15 protein-coding genes and 4 pseudogenes are annotated in these 19,263 nt (G+C 66.0%); 2 read left to right on the top strand and 17 right to left on the bottom strand.

The annotated features are described in order from the left end of the window. Nucleotides 1-38 precede the first annotated feature (38 nt). On the top strand, nt 39-644 hold the full coding sequence (locus KSF81_RS15265; RefSeq protein WP_217379724.1) for a DMT family transporter: 606 nt from the start codon (nt 39-41) through the stop codon (nt 642-644). Between the two features lie 62 nt (nt 645-706). Next, complete coding sequence (locus KSF81_RS15260) at nt 707-1,126, top strand: hypothetical protein (RefSeq protein WP_217379723.1); 420 nt, start codon at nt 707-709, stop codon at nt 1,124-1,126. Nucleotides 1,127-1,129: 3 nt separating this feature from the next. Here the strand turns inward: KSF81_RS15260 and KSF81_RS15255 are convergent, their stop codons facing one another. The 17 genes and pseudogenes from KSF81_RS15255 to nuoF form a co-directional block, all read right to left on the bottom strand. Continuing rightward, nucleotides 1,130-1,816, bottom strand: coding sequence for an ABC transporter ATP-binding protein (locus KSF81_RS15255; RefSeq protein ID WP_217379722.1), 687 nt, complete (start codon nt 1,814-1,816; stop codon nt 1,130-1,132). After that, nucleotides 1,809-3,062, bottom strand: coding sequence for a lipoprotein-releasing ABC transporter permease subunit (locus KSF81_RS15250; protein WP_217379721.1), 1,254 nt, complete (start codon nt 3,060-3,062; stop codon nt 1,809-1,811). Before KSF81_RS15250 ends, KSF81_RS15255 begins: the two co-directional genes overlap by 8 nt. A 2-nt stretch (nt 3,063-3,064) precedes the next feature. Then, nucleotides 3,065-4,372 (bottom strand): proline--tRNA ligase, encoded by a 1,308-nt coding sequence (gene proS, locus KSF81_RS15245; RefSeq protein WP_217379720.1) that lies wholly within the window; start codon nt 4,370-4,372, stop codon nt 3,065-3,067. A 430-nt stretch (nt 4,373-4,802) separates the two neighbouring features. Then, on the bottom strand, nt 4,803-5,066 hold the full coding sequence (locus tag KSF81_RS15240; RefSeq protein WP_217379719.1) for a DUF1467 family protein: 264 nt from the start codon (nt 5,064-5,066) through the stop codon (nt 4,803-4,805). Nucleotides 5,067-5,152: 86 nt separating this feature from the next. Then, on the bottom strand, nt 5,153-6,826 hold the full coding sequence (locus KSF81_RS15235; protein WP_254453543.1) for a ribonuclease J: 1,674 nt from the start codon (nt 6,824-6,826) through the stop codon (nt 5,153-5,155). Between the two features lie 38 nt (nt 6,827-6,864). Continuing rightward, on the bottom strand, nt 6,865-7,653 hold the full coding sequence (locus KSF81_RS15230; protein WP_217379718.1) for a type III pantothenate kinase: 789 nt from the start codon (nt 7,651-7,653) through the stop codon (nt 6,865-6,867). Between the two features lie 4 nt (nt 7,654-7,657). Then, nucleotides 7,658-8,410, bottom strand: a complete 753-nt coding sequence (locus tag KSF81_RS15225; protein ID WP_217379717.1) for a biotin--[acetyl-CoA-carboxylase] ligase — start codon at nt 8,408-8,410, stop codon at nt 7,658-7,660. Nucleotides 8,411-8,429: 19 nt separating this feature from the next. Next, nucleotides 8,430-9,852 (bottom strand): annotated as a pseudogene (gene nuoN, locus KSF81_RS15220) (NADH-quinone oxidoreductase subunit NuoN). 5 nt (nt 9,853-9,857) lie between these two features. Beyond that, nucleotides 9,858-11,370, bottom strand: a pseudogene (locus KSF81_RS15215) (NADH-quinone oxidoreductase subunit M). Between the two features lie 2 nt (nt 11,371-11,372). Then, the gene (nuoL, locus tag KSF81_RS15210) at nt 11,373-12,683 is read right to left on the bottom strand and encodes an NADH-quinone oxidoreductase subunit L (RefSeq protein ID WP_375293332.1); all 1,311 of its coding nucleotides are present in this window, start codon (nt 12,681-12,683) and stop codon (nt 11,373-11,375) included. A gap of 61 nt (nt 12,684-12,744) precedes the next feature. Beyond that, nucleotides 12,745-13,071: pseudogene (locus KSF81_RS32185) on the bottom strand (proton-conducting transporter membrane subunit); the annotation flags it as partial. A 219-nt stretch (nt 13,072-13,290) separates the two neighbouring features. Next, the gene (nuoK, locus tag KSF81_RS15205) at nt 13,291-13,599 is read right to left on the bottom strand and encodes an NADH-quinone oxidoreductase subunit NuoK (RefSeq protein WP_217381710.1); all 309 of its coding nucleotides are present in this window, start codon (nt 13,597-13,599) and stop codon (nt 13,291-13,293) included. Nucleotide 13,600: 1 nt separating this feature from the next. Then, nucleotides 13,601-14,287: an NADH-quinone oxidoreductase subunit J gene (locus KSF81_RS15200; RefSeq protein ID WP_217379716.1), complete on the bottom strand. Its 687-nt coding sequence runs from the start codon at nt 14,285-14,287 to the stop codon at nt 13,601-13,603. An 81-nt stretch (nt 14,288-14,368) separates the two neighbouring features. Next, nucleotides 14,369-14,856 (bottom strand): annotated as a pseudogene (nuoI, locus tag KSF81_RS15195) (NADH-quinone oxidoreductase subunit NuoI). Between the two features lie 7 nt (nt 14,857-14,863). Continuing rightward, nucleotides 14,864-15,874 carry an NADH-quinone oxidoreductase subunit NuoH gene (gene nuoH / locus KSF81_RS15190; protein ID WP_217379715.1) on the bottom strand — a complete coding sequence of 337 codons (1,011 nt, stop codon included), beginning with the start codon at nt 15,872-15,874 and terminating at the stop codon, nt 14,864-14,866. Between the two features lie 6 nt (nt 15,875-15,880). Then, nucleotides 15,881-17,929 carry an NADH-quinone oxidoreductase subunit NuoG gene (nuoG, locus tag KSF81_RS15185; RefSeq protein WP_217379714.1) on the bottom strand — a complete coding sequence of 683 codons (2,049 nt, stop codon included), beginning with the start codon at nt 17,927-17,929 and terminating at the stop codon, nt 15,881-15,883. Nucleotides 17,930-17,933: 4 nt separating this feature from the next. Then, on the bottom strand, nt 17,934-19,247 hold the full coding sequence (gene nuoF, locus KSF81_RS15180; protein WP_217379713.1) for an NADH-quinone oxidoreductase subunit NuoF: 1,314 nt from the start codon (nt 19,245-19,247) through the stop codon (nt 17,934-17,936). Nucleotides 19,248-19,263 lie beyond the last annotated feature (16 nt).

The raw sequence follows: 19,263 nt of genomic DNA, 5'->3' as shown, positions 1-19,263 counted from the left end.
CGGCGATTCACGCCTCCATCCTGAATCCGGGCGGCACCATGCTCTGCGCGCCGGTGCTGGGCTGGTTGGTGCTGCGGGAGAAGCCAGGGCCGGGCGTGCGACTCGGTATCCCGATCCTCGCCGCGGGATTGCTGCTGATCGGCGGGGCCAGCCTCTTTGAGGACGACGGCCCGATGGTCTGGATCGGCGACCTCCTGCTGTTCTGGAGCGGTTTCAACTGGGCGCTCTATGGCGTGCTGATGCGCCGCTGGGGGGTAACGGGGCTGCGCGCCGCCTGCGTCATCGGCGCCCTGTCCTTGGCCTGGGTGCCGGCCCATCTGGCGCTGCTGGGCCCGGGCGGGATCGGCATCGCCTGGAGCACGGGCCTTTGGGGTGAGGTCGCCTTGCAGGCCGGCTATCAGGGGCTTGTCGCAGGGGGTGTGGCCATCATCCTCTATAGCCGCGCCATCGCCGCCATGGGGCCGGTGCAGGGCGCGCTGCTGCCGCCACTCATGCCGGCGCTCGGCACCTTCTGGGCCTGGCTGTTGCTGGGGGAGCAGGTCACGCCGGCGCAGGGTTTCGGCATGTTGACGGTGATCGCAGGGATGCTGATCGGGGCACTATGGCGGCGTGAAACGGGCGAAACACTTTCGCGCCGCCCATGACATTCCGCTGAAACGCCGAGCCGGCATATCCGGCCGCGAACGGCAACACGGAGGAAATGTCCATGCCCAAACTCCCGCTTTGGTTCCTGGTCGCCGCGGCCACCTGCCTGCTGGGCGGTGTCTGCATGGGCATCGCCATGGGGATCGCGCATGATTTCCGCTTTTCGCCGGTGCATGCCCATCTCAACCTGCTCGGTTGGACCTCGCTCTCGCTGATGGGGCTGACCTATCGGGCCTATCCCGAACTGGCGGAGCGGCGGGTGCCAGCACTGGCTCAGTTCATCCTTTCGGCCGGCGCCGCGGTGGTGTTCCCGGTCGGGATCTGGTTGGCGATCGCACATGACGCGCCAGGCCTGGCGATCGGCGCGGCACTGGTCTGGCTGGCGGGGGTGGTGCTGTTCCTGGCGCGGCTGATCGGGCTGCTGCTGCGCCGCGCCCCGGCGGAGTGCGGCCGCGCGCCGGTGCTGCTGGCGGCCGAATAGGATTCAGCCCGCCACCACGTGGCCATCCCGCAAGGTCACGACCCGATCCATGCGCGCAGCAAGCTCCGGGTTGTGGGTGGCGATCAGCGCCGCGACGCCGTGGTTGCGAACCGCGTCCAGCAATTCGGCAAAGACCCGGCCGGAGGTGCCGACATCCAGATTGCCGGTGGGCTCATCGGCCAGCAGGATGCGCGGCGCATTGGCCAGGGCGCGCGCGATCGCCACCCGCTGCTGCTCGCCGCCCGAGAGGCGGCCGGGCCGATGATGCTCCCGCCCCGTCAGGCCGAAAGCGGCAAGCAGCGTATGGGCCCTGGCCTCGGCCGCGGCCCGTGCGACTCCGGCCGCCATCTGCGGCAGCAGGACATTCTCCAGTGCGGTGAATTCCGGCAGCAGATGATGGAACTGATAGACGAAGCCGATGGAATTACGCCGGATCGCTGTGCGGGCATCGTCGGAGAGCGTGCCGGCGGCCTGGCCGGCTATGAAAACCTCCCCGGCATCGGGCCTTTCGAGCAGCCCGGCCAAGTGCAGCAGCGTGGATTTGCCGGTGCCGGAAGGGGCGACGAGGGCCACGATCTCGCCCGCCTCCAAGGTAAGATCGGCGCCCTGGAGGACGGGAAGCTCGCCGGCCTCGGTGCGATAGTGCCGCTCGACGGCGGCGAGGCGAAGCGGTGGCGCGGGCTCACTCATTCCGCAACGCCTCCACCGGGTCGAGGCGCGCCGCGCGCCAACTGGGATAGAGCGTCGCCAGCAGCGACAGGCCGAGCCCCATGCCAACCACCTGCGCCACCTCCCCCGGGTCCACCACCGCTGGCAATTGCGATAGAAAATAGACCTCGGGGCTGAACAGCTCGGTACCCGTCAGCGCTTGCAGCGCCTGCCGGATGCTCTCGATGTTCAGGCAGAAGACCAGGCCGAGCGCGAAGCCGATGGCGGTGCCGAGCACGCCGACCGAGGCGCCGCAGAGCAGGAAAATGCGCAGGATCGCGCCACGCGTGGCGCCCATGGTGCGCAGGACGGCGATGTCCCGCCCCTTGTCCTTCACCAGCATGATGAGGCTGCTGATGATGTTGAAGGCGGCGACGATGATGATGAGGGTCAGGATCAGGAACATCACGTTCCGCTCGACCTGCACCGCATTGAAGAAGCTGCTGTTGGCGTCCTGCCAGTCGACGATGCGCACCGGCCGGTCCGCCAGGGCGCGGCGGATCTCGGGATTCACGACACGGACGCGGGTCGGGTCCTGGACGAAGACTTCCACCTGCGTCGCGGCTCCAGGCATCTGGAAGTAGATCTGCGCCGCCTCCAGCGGCAGGAAGACGAAGCTGCTGTCGTATTCGTTCATGCCGACATTGAACATCGCCACCACCCGATAGGCGCGCACCCGCGGCAGGGTGCCTACCACCGTGGCGCGGCCCTGCGGCGAGATCAGGGTGATGCGGTCGCCGATGCCGACCCGCATGCGAGCGGCGAGGCTGGTGCCGATGACGATGGCATCCTCGCCCCCGAACTCCTCCAGGCTGCCACGGCGGATATTGTCGGCGATGATCCCGCGGGCCCGGAGATCCTCCGGCCGGATGCCGCGCGCCAGGCCGCCGGAAGCGCCGCCGGCCTCGCTGGTGAGCAGCACCTGGCCTTCGATGATCGGCGCCGCCTCGACCACGCCGGGCAGACCGCGGATGCGGGTCACCACCGGATCGAAGTCCCGCATGGGCCCGCCCTCTGCGGCATAGACGCCCATATGGCCGTTGAGGCCGAGGATGCGGCCGAGCAGTTCCTGCCGGAAGCCATTCATCACGCTCATAACGATGATCAGCGTTGCGACGCCAAGCGCGATGCCGACCAGGGAGAAGATCGCGATCACCGAGACGAAGCGCTCGCCCTTCCGCGCCCGCAGATAGCGGAAGGCGACGGTGCGCTCGAAGGGGCCAAACATGCTCAGCCCCTGATCCGCGCGATCGCGTCCTCCACGGAGAGCTCGGCGCGTTCCCCGGTGGCACGGCGCTTCAGCTCGATCCGGCCGGCGGCGGCGCTGCGCGGGCCGATGATGGCCTGCCAGGGAAAGCCCATCAGATCGGCATCGGCGAATTTGGCGCCGGCGCGGTCCTCGCGGTCGTCGAGCACCGCATCGGGGTCAAAGGCGGCGTAGATCCGTTCGGAGAGTGCATCGCAGCCGGCATCGCCACGCTTCAGGTTCAGCACGGCAAGGCGGAAGGGTGCCACCGAATCCGGCCATTTGATGCCGGCTTCGTCGTGATTGGCCTCGATCAGGGCACCGACCAGGCGGGAGACGCCAATGCCGTAGCTGCCCATTTCCGGCACCACCATCTTGCCGTCGGCGCCCGAGACCTGCAGGCCCATGGCGGCGCTGTATTTGGTGCCGAAATAGAAGATGTGGCCGACCTCGATACCGCGGGCGGAAACCTGACGTTCCGCCGGCACCCGCGCCCAGGCGGCCGCATCGTGCTTCTCATCCGTCGCGGCGTAGCGGCTGGTCCAGAAATCGACGATGGGGGCAAGGTCGCCCTGGCGGTCCGGGGCGCTGGCCAATACGTCGAAATCCAGCAGGTCGCGATGAAGGTAGACTTGGCTCTCGCCGGTCTCGGCCAGGACGATGAATTCATGGCTGAGATTGCCGCCGATCGGGCCGGTATCCGCCTGCATCGGGATCGCTTTCAGGCCCATGCGGGCAAAGGTGCGCAGATAGGCGACGAACATCTGCCGGTAGCTGCGCTGCGCGCCTTCGTAATCGAGGTCGAAGCTGTAGGCGTCCTTCATCAGGAATTCGCGGCCGCGCATGACACCAAAGCGCGGGCGCATCTCATCCCGGAACTTCCACTGGATATGGTAGAGGTTGCGCGGCAGGTCGCGGTAGCTCTTCGCGTAGGATTTGAAGATATCGGTGACCATTTCCTCATTGGTCGGGCCGAACAGCATCTCCCGCTCATGCCGGTCGCGCAGCCGGAGCATCTCCGGCCCATAGGCGTCGTAGCGGCCGCTCTGGCGCCAGAGATCGGCGGTCTGGATCGTCGGCATCAGGATTTCCTGGGCGCCCGCGGCGTCTTGCTCCTGCCGCACGATCTCGGCCACCTTCTGGAGCACGCGCAGTCCCAGTGGCAGCCAGGCATAGATGCCGGCAGAGGTCTGCCGGATCATGCCGGCCCGCAGCATCAGGCGGTGGGACGCGATCTGCGCCTCCGCCGGGGTTTCCTTCAATGTCGGCAGAAAGGCGCGGGAAAGGCGCAAGACGCAGGCTCCTGGATGGGCGAAGGCGCGGGACAGTAGGGGCGCCAGGGGCAGTCCGCCAGGGGGGCTGCGGGGCGGATTGGCCGAAGCCCCGTAACCGCGGAGGTGAAGCAATTTCCTTTCCATGTTGCGATGCAGCACACACGAAAAGCGATCAAATTCTCCGTTGCAATAAAGAAAATTGCTTGGCCGCAATGCCGCCCTGGGTTAGAGAAAAAAGGGCCGCACCCATGGGATGCGGCCCGAGTTTAGGGAGGAAACGCCAGTCACACGGCAGGAAGAGAACCAACTCTCTTCCTGGTGCTGATGGTGGCGCGAAGGCCGAACGCGGCACAATGCCAAACGATGCCGCCTGAGCCGAAAAATTCGGCCTCCAGACTGCCCTTGCCCAATATGGAAGCGACACCGGCCTAAAAGCCCGGAAAGCCGCTTATTTTTCGGGCAGGGCCAGCCAGCCACTGCGGAAACTGAGCCAGTCGCTCTCGATCAGCGCATAGGCGCCCAGCCAGATCACCGCCGAGACCAGCGTTGTAACGGCCATTTTCCACGGCAGCCGAGGGCGCCGCGGCAGGCCGCGCCAGCCGCCCGTCTGCGGGTCGCCTTCCGGATCGGGGCTGGTGCCGATCGGCAGCACGGCAAAAAGCACCATCCACCAGATCATGATATAGACGGCAGTTCCCGAGACGAGGCTCATGCAAGCGGTCCTGTAGAGGCCAGAAAACCATCGTGCCCGGCCATCCGAAAGGCAGCGGCGCGGCGCCGCTGCAAGCGATGTAGGCGTCAAACCCGCAGGAGATGCACTTCGACCGTAGGCCGCTTGCGAAGCCGCCGGCCAACCGCCTTCCGCAGCACCGCCCGCGTCGCCTCCCGCAGGGCGTCGTCCTCGCGGCGGATGGCCTGCGGCAAGTCGGTGACGGCGCGCGCCACCTCGCCTGCGAGTTGAGCCGGCTCAAGATCGGCAGTGTCGAAAAGGCCGGGGGCGGAAACCTTGGGCTCGCCCAGCACGCGGCCGGCCGCATCCACCGCCAGGGATGCGATCACCACGCCATTGAACAGCATGCGCTTGCGCGCCGCCAGCACGCCGCCCTGAAGGGGCAGCAGCCGGCCATTGTCCACCGCCAGGCGCCCGGTCGGCACGCCCTCCACCACTTCCGGCCGGTTGGCGGGGGAGAGGCGCAGCACATCGCCATCCTCGACCAGGATCGGCGTGGCGCCGAGCGTCCTGGCCAGCGCCGCATGCTCGCTGAGGTGCCGCCATTCGCCATGCACCGGCACCGCATAGCGCGGCTTCACCAGGGCATAGAGCCGCTTCAGCTCGTCCCGCGCCGGATGGCCGGAGACATGCACCATATGGTCGTCCGCGGTCATCACCTGGCAGCCACGGCGGGCCAGGTCATCCTGCAGCCGCAGGATGCCGCGTTCGTTGCCGGGAATCATGCGGGACGAAAAGATCACCGTATCCCCCTCCCCCAGCGCGATCGAGGGATGGGTATCGGCGCCGATCTTGGCCAGGGCCGAGCGGGGTTCGCCCTGGCTGCCCGTGCAGATGATCAGCAGCGAATCATCGGGCAGGAACCCGGCCTCCTCCTCCGAGACGAAGGGCTCGATATCCCGCAGGTAGCCACATTCCCGCGCTGCCGCCTCGGCGTTCCGCAAGGACCGGCCGAACAGGGCCACCTGCCGCCCGGCCGCCTTGCCGGCACGGGCGATGCTCTCGACCCGTGCGACATTGGTGGCGAAACAGGTGACAGCCACCCGTCCCTTCAACCTCCGGATGATGGCAGCCAGGTTCCGCCGCACCTCGGCCTCGCTGCCTGAATGGCCTTCGACCAGGGCATTGGTCGAGTCGCAAACCATCGCCAGCACGCCCTCCTCGCCAAGGCGTGCGAAGGCATCCTCATCGGTCGGCAGGCCGACCAGCGGCTCAGGGTCGAGTTTCCAGTCGCCAGTATGCAGCACCAGTCCGTGCCTGGTGCGGATCGCAACCGCCTGGGCCTCCGGCACCGAATGGGCGACGCGGAGGAATTCCAGGTCGAAAGGCGGCAGCGATACCCTGCCACCAAGCGGAATGGTCGTGACCTTGGCCTCGCCCGCCAGCCCGGCCTCCCCCAGCTTCCGCCGCAACACGGCGGCAACGAAGGGGCTGGCGAAGATCGGGCAGCGCAGTTGCGGCCAGAGATAGGCGACGGCGCCCACATGGTCCTCATGCGCATGGGTGATGACGAGCCCCACCAGCCGGTCCCGGCGTTCCGCCAGCCAGACCGGGTCGGGGACCATCACCTCGACCTCCGGATTCTCCGGACCGCCGAAGCCGATGCCGCAATCAATCGCCAGAAGGCGGCCGTCGCATCGGTAGACATTGAGGTTCATTCCGATCTCGCCAGTACCGCCGAGCGGAATGAAAGCAAGATCGCCGTCCGGCTCGGGGCCGGCCGCAGCCATGAAATCGTCCATACGTCTCTTCTACGCGGGTTCGGCCGCGCTGGGTTGGGTTATCCTGTCCTCGTCAAATTGGGGGCGGAATTGCGTTCCGCCAACAGGCGCAGGCCCTCCAGCGTGATATCGGGGTCGATCCGGTCGATCACGGCCGTGCCTTCGGCGAAAAGCGGGGCCAGGCCGCCGGTGGCAATCACCTTCAGCGCCGCCTCCTGCTCCCCCCGGATGCGGCCGATGATGCCCTCGATCATCCCGACATAGCCCCAATAGATTCCCGACTGCATGGCGGCGACGGTGTCCCGCCCCACCACCGCCTGGGGCCGGCCGATGCCGATTCGCGGCAGCCGGGCCGCCGCCTGGTGCAGCGCCTCCAGCGAGAGGTTGACCCCAGGCGCGATCACCCCACCCAGATAGGCGCCATCCGTATCCACCACATCGAAGGTGGTGGCGGTGCCGAAATCGATCACCACCAGCGGTCCCCCGTAGTGATGATGCGCGGCCAGCGAGTTCAGCAGCCGGTCGGCGCCGACCTCCTGCGGCCGGTCCACCCGGATCTCGAAGCCCCAATCCACCGCGGCCCGGGCCACCAAGGGCTCGCAGGCGAACCATTCACGGCACAGGCGGCGGAGATTGTAGAGCGCGGCAGGGACCACCGTGCCGATGGCGCAGCGATCAACATCGGTCGGCTTCAGGCCGGAGAATTGCAGCAGCGCCAGCAGCCAGACCGCGTATTCGTCCGAGGTTCTGTCGGGGCGCGTGGCGATGCGCCAGCGGCCGCGCCACTCGGAGCCATCATGCACCGCGAAGACGACATTGGTATTGCCTGCATCGACTGCCAGCAGCATGGGACTACAGCGCCTCCCCCGACCGGGCTTCCTGTTCCTGCACCTCGCCGGCGGTGATGCTGAGGCGAATTCCGCCACTTTCCAACAACAGGCTGCCATCGGGGGCCAAGCCTGCGAAGCCACCGGCGATTGTCCCGGTTCCACGGCGCACGGCAATCACTTGGCCATGCCCGGGGCCAAACCCCGCCCAGGCGGCGCGGATGGGGGCGAAACCCTCCGCCGCCTGGAGGCGCCGCCAATGGTCGAGCCGGGCCAGCAGGTGGCTGGCGAAATCCTCGGGCGGCACGGCCCGGCCAAGGCAGGCCGTGGGCCGGTCCGGCAGGGCTGGTGCGGCCATCAGATTGACGCCGAAGCCAAGCACCAGCCAGGCCAGTCCTCCGTCGGACCGCAGCGAAGATTCGGCGAGGATGCCGCCGCATTTCGCCCCGTGCCGCAGCAGGTCATTCGGCCATTTCAGGCGCAGGGCATCGGGCTCCGGGTCGATCCCGCGTGCTGCCTCGGCCAGCGCGACACCGGCCAGCAGGCTCCATTGCGCCGCATCCCGCGCCGGCCCTGCGGGGCGAAGGAGCGCCGAGAGATAGAGGTTGCCGGGCGGCGAGGACCAGGCCCGGCCACTCCGGCCGCGGCCGGCGGTCTGCTGCCCGGCCAGGATCACCAGGCATTCGGCCTCGCCGGCCTCCGCCAGCCCGGTCAGCCGGTCCGAGGTGCTGGGGAGAGCCGAGTGCAGCTCCACCCGCCAGCCAGCGGGCGCGATCATGTGCCGGCGCCCCTCGACCTCAGCCCAGCAGCGCCGCCGCTGCCGCTTGCGCAGCACCCAGTATCGGCGCCGGCCAGAGCGCGAAAAGGGTGTTGAACAGCCCAGTGCCGGCCATCACCACGGTCAGGCTGGCCGGCGCGCGATCCAGCGCGCCCACCGGCGCATCGAAATACATCGCCTTGACGATGCGAAGATAATAGTAGGCCGAGACCACGCTGGTCAGCACGCCGATGACCGCCAGGGTCCAGAACCCGCCCTGCACCGCCGCCAGGAAGACGTAGAGCTTGCCGAAGAAGCCGGCCAGCGGCGGGATGCCGGCCATCGAGAACATGAAGACCGCCATCCACATCGCCATTGCAGGGTCGGTGCGGCCGAGCCCGGCGAGATCCTCGATCTCCTCGACCGCCCTGCCCTGCCGGCGCATCGCCACCAGCACGGCAAAGGCGCCGAGGCTCATGAACAGGTAGATCGCCATGTAGATCAGCAGCCCGCGCAGCCCGATGTCATTGGCGACCGCAAGCCCCATCAGCGCGTAGCCGACATGGCTGATGGAGGAATAGGCCATCAGCCGCTTCAGGTTGGGCTGCCTGATCGCGGCGAAGCTGCCGAGGATCATCGAGGCCATGGATACCAGCAGGATGACCTGCTGCCACTGCCCCACCAGATCGCCGAAGGGCCCAAGGAGCACGCGCGCCAGCAACGCGATGGCGGCAATCTTGGGGGCCGTAGCGAAGAAGGCGGTGACCGGCGTCGGCGCCCCCTCATAGACGTCCGGCGTCCACATATGGAAGGGCACCGCCGAAATCTTGAAGGCAAGCCCGGCGATGACGAAGACCACCCCCACCACCACGCCGGGGGGAGACGCCCTGCGCCGCGGAGAAGGCATCGGCCAGCCGGTCGAAATTCGTGCTCCCCGCGAAGCCGTAGACCAGCGAACTGCCATAGAGCAGCAGGCCGGACGCGAGCGCGCCAAGCACGAAATACTTCAGCCCCGCCTCGGCCGAGCGTGCATTGTCACGGTGGAAGGCGGCGATGACGTAGAGCGGCAGCGACAGCAATTCCAACCCGAGATAAAGGGCCATCAGGTCATTGGCCGAGATCATGACCATGGTGCCAAGCGTCGCGAAGAGCACCAGCACCGGGTATTCGAAACGCGCCAGCCCCTCCCGCTCGTTGAAGTCGAGGGCGAGCAGCAGGCAGAGCGCGCCACCGGTCAGCGCCAGCAGCTTCATGAAAGCACCGAAGGAATCGGCAACGTACTGCCCGCCAAGCGCTGTGCCCTCCGGCTGGCCAAGCACCAGCACCCCGGTCAGCAACAGGGCACCGATCACCGCCATGGCAGCGGGGAAGAACGGATCCCGCTTCGGGATCACCCCGATCACCAGGATGATGAGGCCGCAGCAGGCAAGCACCAACTCCGGCAGGGCAAGGGTCCAGGCCATGGCGCTCACATCCCCGCCAAGCGCGACACCGACAGCGCGGCTTCATGCCGCTCCACCAGGGCAGCCACGCTGGCCTCGAAAATTTCCAGGAAGGATTGCGGATAGACGCCCATCCAGAGCGTGAGGAGGATGAGCGGCGCGAAGACCGCGTATTCGCGCGGGCTGAGGTCGAGCAGCGCGCGGAGATCATCCCGCGTGATGCGGCCGAAGGCGACGCGCCGATACAGCCAGAGCATATAGGCGGCACCCAGGATCATGCCGAGCGCCGCACCGAAGGCGACCCAGGGGTTCACCTGCCAGGCGCCGACGATCACCAGGAGTTCGCCCACGGAAATTCGCCAGCCCGGGAAGGCTGATACTGGCCATGGTGAAGAACATGAAGACCAGCGCATAGGACGGCATGATGCCCGCCACGCCGCCATAGCGCGCAATCTCCCGGCTATGCACGCGGTCATAGAGCACGCCCACGCAGAGGAAGAGCGCGGCGGAAACCACGCCATGCGCCAGCATGGTGAAGAGCGCGCCCGACAGGCCCTGCTGGTTGAAGGTGAAGATGCCGAGCGTGACGATGCCCATATGCGCGACGGAGGAATAGGCGATCAGCTTCTTCATGTCCGCCTGCGCCAGCGCCACCAGGGAGGTATAGACCACGGCGATGATCGAAAGCGCGTAGATCAGCGGTGCGAATTCGGCGCTGGCTTCGGGCAGCAGCGGCAGGGAGAAGCGGAGGAAGCCATAGGCGCCCATCTTCAGCAGTACGCCAGCCAGGATGACGGAGCCCGCGGTCGGCGCCTCCACATGCGCATCCGGCAACCAGGTATGCACCGGCCACATCGGCACCTTCACCGCGAAGCTGGCGAGAAAGGCAAAGAAGATCCAGGTCTGCGCCGCGCGCGGGACTGGGTAGTCGAACAACATCGGGATGTCGGTGGTGCCGGCCTGGTACCAGAGATAAAGGATCGCCAGCAGCATCAGCACGCTGCCAAGCAGCGTGTAGAGGAAGAATTTGAAGGCGGCATAGACCCGCCGCTGCCCGCCCCAGACACCGATGATGAGAAACATCGGGATCAGCACGGCCTCGAAGAACACATAGAAGACAATGAAGTCGAGGGCGCAGAACATGCCGACCATCATGGTTTCGAGCACCAGGAAGGACACCATGTAGTCCCGCACCCGGTTCTCGATCGCTTCCCAGGAGGCAAGGATGCAGATGGGCGTCAGCACCGTGGAGAGCAGCACGAACAGCACCGAGAGCCCGTCCACGCCCATATGGTAACCGACACCGAATTCCGGCAACCAGGAGAGCTGCTCCTCGAACTGGAACTCGGCCGAACTGCGGTCGAAGCGGACCCAGAGGATCAGGCTCAGGACAAGAACGATCAGGCTGGTCCAGAGCGCGGTCCAGCGGGCGCTGCGGGCAATGACTGCCTCTTCGCCCCGGGTGAACATGATGATCGCCGCCCCCGCCAATGGCAGAAAAGTCAGCAGCGAGAGCAGCGGGAAGCCGGCGGCGTTCATTCTCAGCGCCCGATCAGGAAGAGGGAGACGAAGAGGACGAGCCCGATGATCATGGCGAAGGCGTAGTTCGCCACCCGCCCCGTCTGGATCCGCACCGCGCCTCGGGCAACGCCAACTGCGAGATCGGCGGCACCATTCGGCATGCCGTCGATGATTCGCGCGTCGCCGGTCCTCCAGAAGACCAGCGCCAGCCGCCGCGCGGGGCGGACCAGGATCGCGTCATAGAGCTCGTCGAAATACCATTTGTTCAGCAGGAACAGGTAGAGGCCGCGAAACTGCGCCGCGAGCCGCCCCGGGATGCCCGGGGCCAACATGTAAAACAGGTAGGCGAGCCCAATTCCAGCCACACCGACTACCACCGGCGCGAGCGGCACCCAGGCCGGCACCTCATGCATCGCATGCAGGATGTGGTTCTGCGGGCCGTTCAGGATCGAGCTGTTCCAGAATTCCTGCTCATGCTCGCCGATGAAGAGCGGCGCGAAAATGAAGCCGGTCACTGTGGCACCCACCGCCAGCAGCAGCAGCGGGATCAGCATCACCGCCGGGCTTTCATGGACGTGTTCCATGGTGTGGTGATCGGCGCGCGGCCGTCCATGGAAGGTCATGATGAGCAGACGCCAGGAATAGAAGGCGGTGAGGAAGGCTGCCGCCATGCCGCAGAGGAAGGCATAGAAGCCGACCCCGCTATGCGCAGCAAAGGCGACCTCCAGGATGGCGTCCTTGGAATAGTAGCCGGCGAAAAAGGGAATGCCGGCCAGCGCCAGGCTTCCGATCCACATCACCACATAGGTGATCGGGATCTTCGACCAGATGCCGCCCATCTTTCGCATGTCCTGCTCATCCGACATGGCATGGATCACGCTGCCGGCGCCAAGGAAGAGCAGGGCCTTGAAAAAGGCATGGGTGATCAGGTGGAACATCGCCACCTGGTACGCACCGACCCCGGCCGCGAAGAACATGTAGCCAAGCTGCGAGCAGGTGGAATAGGCGATCACCCGCTTGATGTCGTTCTGCACGCAGCCAACCGTCGCTGCGAAGAAGGCGGTGGAGGCACCAACCACAGTGACGATAGCCAGCGCCACCGGCGCATATTCCATCAGCGGCGACATGCGACAGATCAGGAAGACACCGGCCGTGACCATGGTTGCAGCATGGATCAGCGCCGAAACCGGCGTCGGCCCCTCCATCGCATCCGGCAGCCAGGTGTGCAGGCCGAGCTGCGCCGATTTGCTGCAAGCGCCGAGGAAGAGCAGCACGCCAATCAGTTCGATCGAGTTGATGCCGAGGAAGAGGTCCTCGGTATGCTGCGGCACGGCAGCGAAAAATTTCGGCGAACTCGATGCTGTTGAAGGTGAAGAAGGTCAGCGCCAAACCCAGGGCGAAGAAAAAATCGCCGACGCGGTTAACGATGAAAGCCTTCATCGCCGCACGGTTGGCACTTTCACGGTCGTACCAGTAGCCGATCAGCAGGTAGCTTGCAAGACCCACTCCCTCCCAGCCGAAGTAGAGCTGCGCCAAGTTATCCGCGCTCACCAGCATCAGCATCATAAAGGTGAAGAGGCTAAGATAGGCGAAGAAGCGCGCCGGCGTCGCGTCATGCGACATGTAGCCGACACTGTAGATGTGGATCAGCGTCGAGATGAAGGTGACCATGGCCACCATCACCGCTGCGATCGTGTCGTAGCGCAGCGCCCAGGACATCTCGAAGCCACCGACATCGATCCAAGTGACAATCGACACGGTGGTGGGATTGCCACCCAGCGCCACCTGGCCGAAGGCCAGGATGCCGCAGAGCGTGGCCAGCGCCATGCAGACGACAGTGGACCATTGCGCGGCCCGATCGCCGATCCAGCGGCCGAAGAAGCCGCTGAGGCAGGCCCCGAGCAGGGGGGAAGAAGATGGCGCCGACGAACATGGGACTCAGCCCTTCAGGGTCGAGATATCCTCGACCTCGATACTGCCGCGGTTGCGGAAATAGATCACGACGATGGCGAGGCCGATCGCCGCCTCCGCCGCTGCGACGGTGAGGACGAACATCGCAAAAATCTGGCCTGCCAGGTCATCCAGCCAGGCCGAGAAGGCGACGAAGTTCAGGTTCACCGACAGAAGGATGAGCTCCACCGACATCAGGATGACGATGACGTTCTTTCGGTTCATGAAGATTCCGAAGATGCCCAGCACCAGCAGGATGGCGCCGACGGTCAGGTAATGGGCGAGGCCAATGGTCATCTCAATGGTGCCCCTCATGGCCGGCGTCATGCGTGACAGCGGGTTTCGGCTCCTCCGGCAGCGGCGGCCGCTCGATGCCGAGTGTCTTCAGCCCGGCGCCCAGGGGTACCTGCCGCAGGTTGACCGAACCGGCCCGGGCGACCTGGGCCGCGATGTCCTGGCGGCGAGTGCCCGGCCGGCTGCGATGGGTGAGCACGATTGCGCCGATCATCGCGACCAGCAACACCAGGCCCGATGCCTGGAACAGGTAGACATAATCCGTATAGAGGATGCGCCCCAGCGCCTCGGCATTGGTCACGTCGCCGCCGGGATTGGGCGAGAGGCGCAGGTCCTCAGCCAGGTCGGCGAAGGACCAGGTGCCCAGCACCAGCACCAATTCCAGGAACAGGATCCCGCCGATCACCGCGCCCAACGGGGCGTAGCGCTGGAACCCTTCGCGCAGCCGCGCGAAGTCGACATCCAGCATCATCACCACGAAGAGGAACAGCACCGCGACCGCGCCGACATAGACGATGACCAGGATCATCGCCAGGAATTCGGCCCCTGCGATCAGGAACAGCGCCGATGCGTTGAAGAAGGCAAGAATCAGGAACAGCACGCTGTGCACCGGATTCCGCGATGTCACCACCATGACCGCGGAAGCGATCAGGATGGCCGCGAATAGGTAGAAGGCTGCTGCCGCGATCATCGCGCGCCTCCGTCACCGTTGGGGATCATGGCGTCGTCCGGTGGTATGGCCCCGTTGGGGCAGGGGAAAAATTCGGGCAGATCAGCGGTAGGGAGCGTCGAGTTCGAGCCGCTTGGCGAGTTCCGGCTCCCACCGGTCCCCGTTCGCGAGCAGGCGCTGCTTGTCATAGAGCAACTCCTCCCGCGTCTCGACCGAGAACTCGAAATCGGCCCCTCGACAATGGCATCCACCGGGCAGGCTTCCTCGCACATGCCGCAATAGATGCACTTCACCATGTCGATGTCATAGCGCGTGGTGCGGCGGCTGCCATCCTCGCGCGGCTCGGCCTCGATGGTGATGGCCTGGGCAGGGCAGATCGCCTCGCAGAGCTTGCAGGCGATGCAGCGTTCCTCCCCGTTCGGATAGCGGCGCAACGCGTGCTCGCCCTTGAAGCGGGGGGAGAGGGGGCCCTTCTCGAAGGGGTAGTTGAGCGTCACCTTGGGCTTGAAGAAATACTTCAAGGTCAGCGCCATGCCCGAGACCAACTCGGACAGTAGCAGGCTGCGGGCGGCGCGATCGAGCGTTGCCATCAAATCCTCACGCCGGCAGCCAGCCGGTCAGCTTGAGCACTGCCGCGGTCAGCACCAGCCAAACCAGGCTGAAAGGCAGGAAGACCTTCCAGCCCAGCCGCATCAGCTGGTCATAACGGTAGCGCGGGAAGGTCGCGCGGACCCAGATGAAGGTGAAGAGGCAAAGGCAGATCTTCAGCGCGAACCAGATCGGACCGGGAATCCAGGTGAAGGGCTCCATCTGCATCGGCGGCAGCCAACCGCCAAGGAACAGGATGGTGGTCAGCGCCGACATCAGGATCATGTTCGCGTATTCGCCGAGGAAGAACAGGGCGAAGGACATGGCGCTGTATTCGACGAAGAAGCCCGCCACCAGCTCGCTTTCACCTTCCGGCAGATCGAAGGGCGCGCGGTTGGTCTCCGCCAGCGTGCTGATGAAGAAGATGATGAACATCGGGAACAGCGGGATGAAGAACCACACCGTCTGCTGCGCCAGCACGATGTCCGAGAGGTTCAGGCTGCCCACGCAAAGCAGCACGGTGACGATGACGAAGCCCATTGAGACTTCGTAGCTCACCATCTGCGCCGCGCTGCGCAGCGCGCCGAGGAAGGCGTATTTCGAGTTGCTCGCCCAGCCGGCGATGATGATGCCATAGACGCCGAGCGAGGAGATGGCGAAGAGGTACAGGATGCCAACATTGATATCGGCAATGGCCCAGCCCTCATTCACCGGGATCACCGCCCAGGCCAGCATCGCCAGCATGAAGGTGAGCATCGGCGCGAAGAGGAACAGCAGGCGATTGGCCCCGGAGGGGACGATCGTCTCCTTCATGAGCATCTTGATGGCGTCGGCGAAGGGCTGCAGCAGTCCGAGAGGGCCCACCACGTTCGGCCCCTTGCGGAGTTGCATGGCCGCCAGGACCTTGCGCTCCGCATAGGTGAGATAGGCGACGGCGAGCAGAACCGGCACCAGCAGGGCCAGGGTCTGCGCCACCGTGATGGCCAGGATGCCGGCGGGGGATGCGAGGAAGTCTTCCATGCCGCCCTACTCCGCCGCGATCTGCGCCGCGGGCGCCAGATAGACCTTCGCGCATTCCGCCATGGTGGCGGAGGCACGGCTGATGACATCCGCCTGCCAGTAGTTCGTGAGCGGCAGGGTGAAAGGCGCGTCGGACAGCGAGGCGAAGCCCCCGCCCGGGCCGCCGGTGTCCGTGCAGCCACCCCGCTCCAGCCGTGCTGTCTCGGCGAAGATCGGGTTCACCTCGGCAAGCCGCGCGCGTATGCCGTCCAGCGTGTCATAGGGCAGGCGCTGACCCAACAACTCGCTCGCGGCGCGGATGATCTTCCAATCCTCCCGCGCCTCGCCGGGCGGATAGACGGCTAGGCGACCGCGCTGCACCCGACCTTCAGTATTGACCCAGGTGGCATCCTTCTCGGTATAGGCCGCGCCCGGCAGGATCACATCCGCCCGGCCCGCCGCGGCCTCGCCGTGATGGCCCTGGTAGATGACGAAGGTGCCGGCCGGAATGCGCGCCGGGTCCACATTATCGGCGCCGAGCAGCCACAGCGCCTCCAACCCATCCGGCGCAGGCGCCGCCTTCCCCGGAACGAAGCCCAATTCCAGTGCGCCGACCTGGCCGCCGAACAGATGCAGCATATTGAAACCATGCCAGTCGGGCTTCAGCATTCCATTCGCCGAGGCCACCTGCCAAGCGGCGGCCAGCACGGCCGCGCCATCCGGCCGGGTTAAGGCGCCGCGGCCAAGGATCAGCATCGGCCGCTCCGCCGCCCGCAGCACCTCGCAGAACCGATGCGAGCCATCGGCCAGCGCGCGCAGGGTCGCGCCCCCCTCCCCCAGCCAGTCGTGGCCATAGGTAAGGTCGAGGCCGCGCGGCCCGACGAAACCCACCGGGAATTTGCCGGCCACCACGCGTTTGCGGATGCGCGCATTGATGACCGGCGCCTCCTGCCGCGGGTTGCTGCCAATGATGAGCAGCGCATCCGCCTCCTCGATGCCGGCGATACTGGTGTTGAAGCGATAGAAATCGGGGCGCGACGTATCGACGGCCGCGCCATCCGTGCGGCATTCCAGATGCGTGCTGCCCAGCGCGGTCATCAGGTCGCGCAGTGCGATGATCGCCTCCGCGTCCACAAGGTCGCCAACCACGGCGCCGATACGGTCGCCCGGCATGCCCCGCAGCCGCGCCGCGATGGCGCCGAAAACCTCCGCCCAACTCGCGGGCTGCAACTTGCCATCGCGCCTTATCCAGGGCCGATCAAGGCGCCGCCGCTTCAACCCGTCGAAGGAGAAGCGGCCGCGATCGGCCATCCACTCCTCGTTCACGTCGTCATTGATGCGCGGCAGCATCCGGAGAACCTCCCCGGAGCGGGCATCGATGCGGATATTGGTCCCCGTCGCGTCCAACACGTCGATGCTGTCGGTCTTCCGCAACTCCCAGGGCCGGGAGACGAAGGCATAGGGTCGGCTGGTCAACGCCCCAACCGGGCAGATGTCGATCAGGTTGCCGGAAAGCTCCGTGGTGAGCGCCTTCTCGACATAGGTGCCGATCTCCATGTTCTCGCCGCGATTGGTCGCGCCAAGCTCCGGTACGCCGGCCACCTCGGTGGCGAAGCGGATGCAGCGGGTGCACTGGATGCAGCGGGTCATGATCGTCTTGATCAGCGGACCCATGTACTTGTCTTTGACTGACCGCTTGGCCTCGCGGTAGCGGCTATGGTCCATGCCGTAGGCAACGGCTTGGTCCTGCAGGTCGCATTCGCCGCCCTGATCGCAGATCGGGCAATCCAGCGGATGGTTGATCAGCAGGAATTCCATGACGCCGCGGCGGCCATTCCGCACCATCGGGCTGTCGGTAAAGACCTTCATCCCATCGGCGACCGGATAGGCGCAGGAGGCGATGGGCTTCGGCGCCTTCTCCACCTCGACCAGGCACATCCGGCAATTGCCGGCGACAGAAAGCCGTTCATGGTAGCAGAAGCGCGGGATCTCCTTGCCCGCGGCCTCGCAGGCTTGCAGGACGGAGACGCCGTTCGGGACCTCGACTTCGATCCCGTCAACCGTGACCTTTGCCATATGCCTACTCCGCCGCCATCGGCAGCGTTGGGGTGGGCGAGCCGCGTCGCGCCTGATACTCGGCGATGCGTTCTTCCATCATCGGCCGGAAATGCCGGATCAGCCCCTGCACGGGCCAGACACCGCCATCGGCCAGCGCGCAGATCGTGTGGCCCTCGATCTGCCGCGTCACCTGTTCCAGCACATCGATCTCGGCACTTTCGGCGCGGCCTTCCACCATGCGGTCCATCACGCGCTTCACCCAGCCCATGCCCTCGCGGCAGGGCGTGCACTGGCCGCAGCTTTCGTGCTTGTAGAAGGCCGAGAGCCGAGCGATCGCCTTGATGAGGTCGGTGGACTTGTCCATCACGATCACGCCCGCGGTACCAAGACCGGTCTTGTGGTCGCGCAGCGCGTCGAAGTCCATCAGCACATCGTCGCAGACGGATTTCGGGATCATGGGCGTCGAGGAGCCACCAGGGATCACCGCCAGCAGATTGTCCCAGCCGCCGCGCACGCCGCCGGCATGCCGCTCGATCAGCTCGCGCAGCGGGATGCTCATCTCCTCCTCCACATTGCAGGGCTTGTTCACATGGCCCTGGATGCAGAAGATCTTGGTGCCGGAATTCTTCGGCCGGCCGAACCCCGCGAACCACGCCGCGCCACGGCGCAGGATGGTCGGCACCACGGCGATGGTCTCGACATTATTCACCGTGGTCGGCGCGCCGTAGAGGCCGACCGCCGCCGGAAAGGGCGGCTTCAGGCGCGGCATGCCCTTCTTGCCCTCCAGCGACTCGATCAGCGCGGTTTCCTCGCCGCAGATATAGGCGCCGGCGCCGCGATGCACATAAAGGTCGAAATCCCAGCCGCTGCCGCAGGCATTGGGGCCGATCAGCCCGGCGGCATAGGCCTCGTCGATCGCCGCCTGAAGCACCAGGTGCTCGTTGTAGTATTCGCCGCGGACATAGATGTAGCCGGCATGCGCGCCCATCGCGAGACCGGCGATGAGGCAACCCTCGATCAGCGTGTGCGGGTCATGCCGCAGGATATCGCGGTCCTTGCAGGTGCCGGGCTCAGATTCATCGGCATTCACCACCAGGTAGTGCGGCCGCTCGCTCGCCTGCTTCGGCATGAAGGACCATTTCAGGCCGGTCGGGAAACCGGCACCGCCGCGGCCGCGCAGTCCCGAATTCTTTACCTCCTCGATGATCCAGTCGCGCCCCTTGGCCAGCAGCGCGCCGGTGCCATCCCAATTGCCGCGCCTGCGCGCTGCCGCCAGGCGCCAGTCCTGCATGCCATAGAGATTGGTGAAGATGCGGTCCTTGTCGGAGAGCGCCATGGTCCCTCACTCCCCC

Origin of the sequence: Siccirubricoccus sp. G192 (assembly GCF_019084075.1) — a bacterium.
In the GTDB taxonomy this organism is placed as follows: Bacteria; Pseudomonadota; Alphaproteobacteria; order Acetobacterales; family Acetobacteraceae; genus G192.
Note: the sequence above shows the minus strand (reverse complement) of the source record. Positions and strands in the feature narration are given on the sequence as shown.

Bases quoted from the DNA above. Each gene is read 5' to 3' on its own strand.
- KSF81_RS15265 (WP_217379724.1), top strand. From the start codon at position 39: ATGCTCTGCGCGCCGGTGCTGGGCTGGTTGGTGCTGCGGGAGAAGCCA.
- KSF81_RS15260 (WP_217379723.1), top strand. From the start codon at position 707: ATGCCCAAACTCCCGCTTTGGTTCCTGGTCGCCGCGGCCACCTGCCTG.
- KSF81_RS15255 (WP_217379722.1), bottom strand. From the start codon at position 1,816: ATGAGTGAGCCCGCGCCACCGCTTCGCCTCGCCGCCGTCGAGCGGCAC.
- KSF81_RS15250 (WP_217379721.1), bottom strand. From the start codon at position 3,062: ATGTTTGGCCCCTTCGAGCGCACCGTCGCCTTCCGCTATCTGCGGGCG.
- KSF81_RS15240 (WP_217379719.1), bottom strand. From the start codon at position 5,066: ATGAGCCTCGTCTCGGGAACTGCCGTCTATATCATGATCTGGTGGATG.
- KSF81_RS15235 (WP_254453543.1), bottom strand. From the start codon at position 6,826: ATGGACGATTTCATGGCTGCGGCCGGCCCCGAGCCGGACGGCGATCTT.
- KSF81_RS15230 (WP_217379718.1), bottom strand. From the start codon at position 7,653: ATGCTGCTGGCAGTCGATGCAGGCAATACCAATGTCGTCTTCGCGGTG.
- KSF81_RS15225 (WP_217379717.1), bottom strand. From the start codon at position 8,410: ATGATCGCGCCCGCTGGCTGGCGGGTGGAGCTGCACTCGGCTCTCCCC.
- nuoK (WP_217381710.1), bottom strand. From the start codon at position 13,599: ATGACCATTGGCCTCGCCCATTACCTGACCGTCGGCGCCATCCTGCTG.
- KSF81_RS15200 (WP_217379716.1), bottom strand. From the start codon at position 14,287: ATGATCGCGGCAGCAGCCTTCTACCTATTCGCGGCCATCCTGATCGCT.
- nuoH (WP_217379715.1), bottom strand. From the start codon at position 15,874: ATGGAAGACTTCCTCGCATCCCCCGCCGGCATCCTGGCCATCACGGTG.
- nuoG (WP_217379714.1), bottom strand. From the start codon at position 17,929: ATGGCAAAGGTCACGGTTGACGGGATCGAAGTCGAGGTCCCGAACGGC.
- nuoF (WP_217379713.1), bottom strand. From the start codon at position 19,247: ATGGCGCTCTCCGACAAGGACCGCATCTTCACCAATCTCTATGGCATG.